General features: G+C 72.1%; 6 protein-coding genes. 1 reads left to right on the forward strand and 5 read right to left on the reverse strand.

Features of this window, described 5'->3' with window-relative positions; all coding sequences use genetic code 11:
- The 4 genes from VGD70_RS36405 to guaB form a co-directional block, all read right to left on the reverse strand.
- Positions 1-1,529: GMC family oxidoreductase (locus tag VGD70_RS36405; RefSeq protein ID WP_331089647.1), on the reverse strand; the 1,529-nt coding region annotated here is incomplete at its 3' end.
- Between the two features lie 32 nt (positions 1,530-1,561).
- Complete coding sequence (locus VGD70_RS36410) at positions 1,562-2,590, reverse strand: GNAT family protein (RefSeq protein ID WP_331089649.1); 1,029 nt, start codon at positions 2,588-2,590, stop codon at positions 1,562-1,564.
- A complete protein-coding gene (locus VGD70_RS36415; protein WP_331089651.1) occupies positions 2,587-3,732 on the reverse strand; it encodes a GuaB3 family IMP dehydrogenase-related protein in 1,146 nt (381 codons plus the stop codon). Before VGD70_RS36415 ends, VGD70_RS36410 begins: the two co-directional genes overlap by 4 nt.
- Before the next feature lie 27 nt (positions 3,733-3,759).
- Positions 3,760-5,262, reverse strand: a complete 1,503-nt coding sequence (guaB, locus tag VGD70_RS36420; protein ID WP_331089653.1) for an IMP dehydrogenase — start codon at positions 5,260-5,262, stop codon at positions 3,760-3,762.
- Between the two features lie 86 nt (positions 5,263-5,348).
- Here guaB and VGD70_RS36425 point away from each other — a divergent pair, with 86 nt between their 5' ends.
- A complete protein-coding gene (locus VGD70_RS36425; RefSeq protein ID WP_331089655.1) occupies positions 5,349-5,750 on the forward strand; it encodes a DUF5319 domain-containing protein in 402 nt (133 codons plus the stop codon).
- 188 nt (positions 5,751-5,938) lie between these two features.
- On the opposite strand, the gene VGD70_RS36430 is transcribed toward VGD70_RS36425, so the two are convergent.
- On the reverse strand, positions 5,939-6,115 hold the full coding sequence (locus VGD70_RS36430; protein ID WP_331089657.1) for a hypothetical protein: 177 nt from the start codon (positions 6,113-6,115) through the stop codon (positions 5,939-5,941).
- Between the last annotated feature and the right edge of the window lie 109 nt (positions 6,116-6,224).

The raw sequence follows: 6,224 nt of genomic DNA on the forward strand, positions 1-6,224 counted from the left end.
GCCCGCTCGGCCTGCGCGGTGATCGTGAGCGACGGGTTCACCCCGAGGTTCGCCGAGATGGCCGATCCGTCCACAACGGACAGTCCGGGATACCCGTGGACCCGGTGGTAGGGATCGATCACGCCGGACGCGACCGACGACCCGATCGGACAGCCGCCGATGAAGTGCGCGGTCAGCGGGATGTTGAACACCTCGCCCCACGTGCCGCCGGCCATCCCGCCGATGTGCCGGGCCGCGGACTGGTTGGCGTCCTGGCCCTTCTGGATGAAGGTCGGGTTGGGCTCGCCGTGGCCCTGGCGGGACGTGTACTTGCGCCGGCCGAAGAGGCCGCGCCTGGTGTACGTGGTGATCGAGTTGTCCAGGCTCTGCATCACCAGCAGGATCACCGTCCGCTCGCTCCACCGGTGCACCCGCAGCAGCTGCGCCGACCGCACCGGATGCCGGGCCAGGAACCGCACCGCCTGCAACCAGCGCGGCACCGACGACGCGCCGTCGGTGGCGATGGTCTGCAGCAGCCCCATCGCGTTGCTGCCCTTGCCGTAGCGGACCGGCTCGATGTGGGTGATCTCGTCGGGATGGATGGACGACGTGATCGCCACACCGCGGCTGAAGTCGCGCTGCGGATCGACCGACGCGCGGGCCGCGCCGATGATCGACTCCGAGTTGGTGCGGGTCAGCTCGCCGAGCCGGGGCGAGAGCGCGGGCAGCGCACCGGTGTCGCGCATCGAGTGCAGCAGCCGCTGCGTCCCCCACGTCCCGGCGGCCAGCACCACCTGCGACGCGGTGATCGTGGTGCGCACCCGGCGGCCGGTCCGGCGCAGGTCGACGTCGAACCCGCCGTCGCGCGGGCGCACGGCGGTGACCGTGGTGAGCGGAAGGACCTTCGCACCGGCCTGCTCGGCGAGGTAGAGGTAGTTCTTCACGAGCGTGTTCTTGGCGCCGACCCGGCACCCGGTCATGCACGCGCCGCATTCCGTGCACCCGGTGCGCGCGGGCCCGGCGCCGCCGAAGAACGGGTCGGGCGCCGTCTGCCCGGGCGAGCCGAAGTAGACGCCGACGGGCGTGGGGTGGAAGGTCTCCGGGACCCCGAGGTCGACGGCGACCTTCCGCATCACCTCGTCGGACGGCGTGATGGTCGGGTTGGTGACGACGCCGAACATCTTCGACGCCTGGTCGTAGTGCGGTGCGAGCTCGGCTTCCCAGTCGGTGATGTGCGCCCACTGCCGGTCGGCGTAGAAGGGCTTGAGCGGCCGGTAGAGCGTGTTGGCGTAGACGAGCGAGCCGCCGCCGACGCCGGAGCCGGCGAGGATCATCACGTCCTTGAGGAGGTGGATGCGCTGGATCCCGTAGCAGCCCAGCGCGGGCGCCCAGAGGTATCTGCGCAGGTCCCAGGACGTCTTGGCGAACTCGTCGTCCGCGAACCGGCGCCCGGCCTCGATCACCGCGACCCGGTAGCCCTTCTCGGTGAGCCGCAGCGCCGCCACACTGCCGCCGAAACCGGAACCGACAACCACGACGTCGTAGTCCATGCGCCGAGGCTAGTTCCCCTCGCCGACGAAAGCTACTCGTCAGTACGAAGCTTTCCGTAATGCGCGAGATCGTGCCGCTCCCCACCACGCCACTGCGCCCCCCGCAACACACCCTCACGCCGGAACCCGGCCCCCTCCAACGCCCGCTGCTCGGCGACGTTCTCGACGTCGGTGCCCGCCTCGATCCGATCAACTTCGGTGGTGGCGAACAGATACTCGGCCAGCAACCGCTGCGCGACCGTCCCCACCCCACGCCCGCGCGCCTCGGGCAACAACCCGATCCCGATGTTCCACGCCGAACAACCAAGCGTGCCGCCGTAGTCGACCGCATGCCAGCTGACCCCACCGAGCAGCGCCCCGGTCGAGGCATCGAGCACGCTGAGCAGCGAGCTGCGCACGGGACCGGCGATGCGCGGCCGGTCGTCCCGGTCGACCTCGAAGTCGCCGGCCGCGTCGACGTAGAACTTCTCGCGCTCGCCGGCCACCGGCTGGGCCAGCGCCACGCCGTCGCGCGAGATCACGATCTCCCGCCTGGCCTCGGCCGAGGCCGGCGCGACCAGGTCGGACCGCAGCAGGCTGAACAGCATCATGTCCCGCCGCCGCCCACCCCGCAGCTGCGCCCCGCGCAGCACACCCTCGGCGCGGAACCCGCCCTTGGCGAGCACCCGCTGCGCCGGCACGTTCTCCAGGTCGGTGCTGGCCTCGAGCCGGTCGAGGTCGGTGGTGCGCAACAGGTGCTCGGCCACCAGCCGCAGCGCGTGCGCCCCCACCCCGCGCCCGCGCGCGGCCGGCAGCAGCCCCATCCCGATGTTCCACGCGGCGCACGCCCGGGTCCGGCCGTGCCCGACCGCGTGCCAGTTGACCTGCCCGACCAGCTCGCCGTCGGTGAGGTCGACGACGACCAGCCGGTGGACCTCGACGTGCACCGGCCGCGGCCGGTCGTCGTGGTCGACGTCGTAGGCGCCGTCGTCCTGCTGGTCGAGCCATTCCTTGTCGCCGTCGAGCACCTCGGCGAGCGCGACGTGCTCGCGGGACGCGACGACCTCGCGGCGGGTGCTCACGAGCGCACCGTGAGGCCGACCTTCTGGAACTCCTTGACGTCGGAGTAACCCGACTTGGCCATGGCCCGGCGCAGCGCGCCGAACAGGTTGATCAGGCCCTCGGCGTCGGAGGAGGGCCCGAACAGCAGCGTGCGCAGGTCGACGAGCTCGCCGGCGTCGGCCACCGGCGCGACCCGGCTGCGCGGCAGCGACGGGTGCGCGGCCGCGGCGGTCCAGTAGAGGCCCTGCCCGGGCGACTCCTTGGCGAACGCGAGCGGGGAGCCGAGCATCACCGCGTCGGCGCCGCAGGCGATGGCCTTGGCGATGTCGCCGCTGCACTCGATGCCGCCGTCGGCGATGACGTGCACGTACCGGCCGCCGGTCTCGTCGAGGTAGTCGCGCCGGGCGGCGGCCGCGTCGACGATGGCGGTGGCCATGGGGACGCCGATGCCGAGCACGCTGTCGGTGGTGGTGACCTCGCCCGAGCCGTAGCCGACGATGACGCCCGCCGCGCCGGTGCGCATGAGGTGCATGGCGGTGCGGTAGTCGTGGACGCCGCCGGCGATGACGGGGACGTCGAGGTCGGCGATGAACGACTTGAGGTTGAGCGGCTCGCCGCCCTTGGACACGTGCTCGGCGGAGACGATGGTGCCCTGCACGACAAGGATCTCGACGCCCGCCGCGAGCAGGTCGGGGGTGAGCTGGGCGGCCCGCTGCGGGCTGACCCGCGCGGCCGCGGTGACGCCGGCCGCGGTGACCTGCTTGACGGCCTCGGCGATGAGCTCGGGGCGGATGGGCGCGGCGTGCAGCTCCTGCAGGACCCGGGTGAGCGCGGTGAGGTCGTCGGTCGAGTCGAGGTCGTCGGCCGCGTCCTCGATCTTGGCGAGCGCCTCGTCGACGTTGGGGTGCCGGGCCCACAGGCCCTCGGCGTTGAGCACGCCCAGCCCGCCGAGCCCGCCGACGGCGACCGCCGTGGCGGGCGAGACGATCGCGTCGGTGGGGTGGGTGATCAGCGGGATGTCGAACCGGTAGGCGTCGATCTGCCACCCGGTGGACACGTCCTGGGACGAGCGGGTGCGGCGCGACGGCACGATCTCCACCTCGTCCAGCCCGTAGGCACGCCGGGCCGTCCGGCCCATGCCGATCTCGACAAGATCGCGCACTGTGGTCTGTCCTTCCGGTGGCGCCGGTCAGCGCGTGGTGTAGTTGGGGGCCTCGACGGTCATCGTCACGTCGTGCGGGTGGCTCTCCTTGAGCCCGGCCGCGGTGATGCGCACGAGCTGGGCGTTCTGCAGCTCGACGACCGTGTGCGAGCCGGTGTAGCCCATGCCCGAGCGCAGGCCGCCGACCAGCTGGTGCACGACCTGGGAAAGCGGGCCGCGGAAGGGGATCCGGCCCTCCACGCCCTCCGGCACGAGCTTGTCCTCGCTGAGGACGTCGTCCTGGAAGTAGCGGTCGCGGGAGTAGGACCGGGCCTCGCCGCGGGACTGCATGGCCGAGAGCGAGCCCATGCCGCGGTAGGTCTTGAACTGCTTGCCGTTGACCAGGATGACGTCGCCCGGCGCCTCGGCGGTGCCGGCCAGCAGGCTGCCCAGCATGACCGCGGACGCGCCGGCCGCGATGGCCTTGGCGATGTCGCCGGAGTACTGGATGCCGCCGTCGCCGATGACGGGGATGCCGGCCGGGCGGCAGGCGAGGTCGGCGTTGTAGATGGCGGTGATCTGCGGGACGCCGACGCCGGCGACGACGCGGGTGGTGCAGATGGAGCCGGGGCCGACGCCGACCTTGACGCCGTCCGCGCCCGCTTCGACCAGCGCCTGCGCGCCGGCCCGGGTGGCGACGTTGCCGCCGACGATGTCGACCGCGTCGCCGAGCTCCTTCTTGAGCCCGCGGACCATCTCGATGACCCCGCGCGAGTGGCCGTGCGCGGTGTCGACCATGAGGACGTCGACGCCCGCGTCGACCAGGGTCATGGCGCGCTTGTAGGCGTCGTCACCGACGCCGACCGCGGCCCCGCAGATGAGCCGGCCGTCGGGGTCCTTGGTGGCGTTGGGAAACTGCTCGGTCTTGACGAAGTCCTTGACGGTGATGAGCCCGCGGAGCTTGCCGGCGCCGTCGATGATCGGGAGCTTCTCGACCTTGTGCCGGCGCAGCAGACCGAGCGCCGCGTCCGCCGACACGCCCACCTGGGCGGTGACCAGCGGGCCCTTGGTCATGACCTCGCTGACCTGCTTGGTGTGGTCGACCTCGAAGCGCATGTCGCGGTTGGTGATGATGCCGACGAGGGCGCCCTCGGCGTCGGTGACCGGGACGCCGGAGATGCGGTAGCGGGCGCAGAGCGCGTCGACCTCGGCGAGCGTGGCCGTGGGCAGGCAGGTGACCGGGTCGGTGACCATGCCGGCCTCGGAGCGCTTGACGGTCTCGGCCTGGCGCGCGTGCTCCTCGATGGACAGGTTGCGCTGCAGGATGCCGATGCCCCCCTGCCGAGCCATGGCGATGGCCATGCGGGCCTCGGTGACCGTGTCCATGGCGGCACTGACCAGCGGGATGCGCAGTGTGACGTTGCGGGTGAGCCTGGTGCTGGTGTCCACCTCGGACGGCACGACATCGGACTCGGACGGCTGGAGCAGCACGTCGTCGAACGTGAGCCCGAGCGTGGCGAACTTGGCCGGGACTCCCTCAGCGGTGGTCATGCGGACCTTCCGTTTTCGCAGGCTGGACACCGATAACCCATGGTATCTGGACCGCTCGGGGGGTCGGCCCGGTACCGTGCGAGGTCGTGAGGGACGACGCACTGCCGCCAGACCCGTTCGCCGGCGACCCGAACGACCCCGTGTGGGCGTTCGACAGCTCCGACGAGCCGTCCGAGGAGCCGGTGACGCCACAGGAGCGCGCCGAGCTGCTCGCCGACCTGCGGGACCTGGCGGTCTATCAGTCGCTGCTGGAACAACGCGCGGTCCGCGGCGTGGTCGTCGACTGCGCCGAGTGCCAGGAGCCGCACTACCACGACTGGGCCCTGCTACGCGCCTCCTTGGAGCAGCTCCTGAACGACGGCCGCATGCGCCCCCACGAGCCGGCCTTCGACCCCAACCCGTCCGCCTACGTGAGCTGGGAATACTGCCGAGGCTTCACCGACGGCGTCACGGCGACCGCGAAGCGCGCCCTGACCCCGCAGAACTAGGCCACGCCGGCGGCCACGCACCTGCCGCCGCGCAACGACTTCGCCCGCAACACCCGCCTCGGCGAGCCGGCCGACCCTGGTCCACCGTCCAACTTTGCGGCAGCTCGTGCCGGATCCGGCAGGCCAGCAGGTCAGTACTACAGGCCCGCCAGTAGGGGAACAGTGCCGCGCGAGCGAGCCGCGGTCGATCAGGTCTCGGTGGCGGGGTCGTGGACGTGCCAGCCGTCCTCCTGCGGGCAGCGGCGCGCCACCAGCCGGCCGAGGGACTCCTTGGCCAACGCCTGCGCCGCCTCCTCGATCAGCAGGGCGCGGCCGCCGCACTCCCCGCAGCGAGGGGCCTGGCTGTACACGTGACCTGCGATCATGGCCGCAAGCCTAGCTCGCGGGTGACCGGTCAGCCGGCAGGCACCGTCGCCGTGTTGCCGGGGAGGGACTGGGCACCCAGCGGCGCCGCCGCAGGGTCGCCGGCCGGGA

This window comes from Actinophytocola sp. (assembly GCF_036402745.1).
In the GTDB taxonomy this organism is placed as follows: Bacteria; Actinomycetota; Actinomycetes; order Mycobacteriales; family Pseudonocardiaceae; genus Actinophytocola.